This window comes from Pseudoalteromonas arctica, from assembly GCF_012927645.1.
Lineage (GTDB): Bacteria > Pseudomonadota > Gammaproteobacteria > Enterobacterales > Alteromonadaceae > Pseudoalteromonas > Pseudoalteromonas arctica_A.
On record NZ_JABBMT010000073.1, the window covers coordinates 1 to 2,185 of the forward strand.

1 protein-coding gene is annotated in these 2,185 nt (G+C 37.5%); it reads left to right on the plus strand.

The annotated features are described in order from the left end of the window. The first annotated feature begins 161 nt into the window (after positions 1 to 161). Positions 162 to 1,385, plus strand: coding sequence for a S41 family peptidase (locus tag HHO47_RS19700; protein ID WP_169021683.1), 1,224 nt, complete (start codon positions 162 to 164; stop codon positions 1,383 to 1,385). The last annotated feature ends 800 nt before the right edge of the window (positions 1,386 to 2,185 follow it).

The window sequence follows — 2,185 nt, forward strand, 5'->3', positions numbered from 1 at the left end:
AGACCGATAAAAAGTATGCTATGTTTATTCATGTTAGCCTCTGCTGTTTAGTTAATTGACAAACTAATTATGGCTCTGGCTTTGAATTAAGCTAACCCACGAAAAGCGGAGGCTAACACCGTGTGGGAGTCATTATGTCTATACGCCTAAAGGAGTACCGAGTGAGACTTTCCCTTTCAATTTTATTATCAATGATTTCTCTCTATTGTTTTGGCATTACTGATTTAGAGGTTGAAAGTTGGCAAGAGGATCTTGAGTTTTATTCACGAAATTTGTCCGAAAAACATATAGATCTTTACCATACGATTTCTAGGCAAAGCTTTAATGAAGAGGTAACGCAACTTAAAGGCTCTCTATCCTCCTTAACGAAAAATCAGTTATTAATTGAACTGATGAGGTTAACTCACAAAATAGGTGATGGGCATACATCATTTCCTTTGTGGGGAGCTAATTTAAAAAGTTTTCCTATTCAATTAAAGGTGTTCAAGGGTGAGCTTTATGTAATTAAAACTACCAAGGATTTTAAGCACCTCCTTGGTGCAAAACTTGATAAAATTAACGACATGAATGCAGAAGAAATCTACCGTTTATTTTCTCAACTAACACCATTTTCTGAAAACAAATACTCAACACAAGTAAGAGCAGCACAATATATCCCAAAAGCCGAGTTACTTAATGGGCTGGGAGTTATCAACGATACATTTCAAGCTCGATTCACATTCACAATAGGTAAAGAACTAATTGAACAGCAATTAGAACCATCTCACTCAAATGAGTACACAGCCGAACTCACCTATCTAAACAATTCCATATTTTCGATTGAGGAAAAACTTAACGAGAATCTTTGGTTTGGGTCGTTAAATGATAAGAAAGTGGTCTATTTTAAATTTCGCCGTTATACATCAATCTCAAAAATGAAATCACTGGGCGAAGATTTATTATCCTTCATTAATAAAAACAAATCCAATAAGTTAATAATTGACCTTAGAGAAAATTATGGCGGAGACTTTTTTGTAGGCTTAAAGTTGGCTCAACTACTCGTACTGGCTGACAGTCTAGACTGGAAGTCAGGCGTTTATGTACTTATTGATAATGCAACTTTCTCGGCAGCAATGAGTAATGCTGCTCAGTTTTCACAATTATTGAATGCAAAATTAGTTGGTGAACCTACAGGTGCCAAACCTTCAGGTTACCAAGATATGGGGCAATTTATTTTACCTAACTCCAACCTAGAAGTAACATTTTCAAAGCGACTGTATCACTTCAATCGTGATAATAAAGATGCGTTATACCCAAATGTTCATATCAAAGTATCAATTGATGACTATATTTCAAAAAATGACCCTCAATTAAAATGGATATTAAATGATATATGCTTGCATTAAACGGCTTGTAACAAGTAATTTAACAGGACTAAAAACAGCGGACTGTTCGCTTCGTTCCATTTTAGCCCACTATTTTTGCCCGTTAATTGGGCTACATGGACTCCCCTTTGTCAAGCAATAGCACTTCCAACAACAAGAAGATCTGACAGCAGCTCTACATTCGGCGTTTATTAGCTTTGCTACGCTATCGCCCTGATGATTTGCGCTTGAGTAATGCCTCATTCGTTAGACAGCCTGTAAGCGTATAGCTAACGACACCTCATAGGTTGGATCTTAAGAAAACTTGAAGTTGAACTCTGTTAATGATCAAATAGTTACGCCAATAAAAAATGACTAAAAACAGAGTCCACATGCAGATTAACCAAGTTTCAAATCAATTAAAAGCCCTTATCTCAGAAAAACACCTAATCGCGCTTGCAAAAGCCTTTGGGTTTCAAGTGCACCATCGATGTTTGTCGATTGTTTCTTTACTCAAGGCTGTGTTCAAAAGCTTATCTTGCCTGCAAGACGCTAACTTGTCAGATATCCATCAAAACTTGCGAACGCAGGCTGATTGCACAATAAGTTATAAACCCTTTCATAATCAAATTCGAAAACCAGCCTTGACTGAGCTTGTCCGTGAGCTCGTTATTCAAGCGATGTCTAAATTGACTCTAACCCCCTGTGTCAGGATCTGTCTCTTGATCACATCTCCTGTTGTTGCGCTTGCATGAATCGAGCGCCTTCTAGCAGTTGGCTCAGTGAAAACCAACCTTTCCATAAAGCTTCCCAACCAACAACACCTGTTTGCTTGCTGTTGT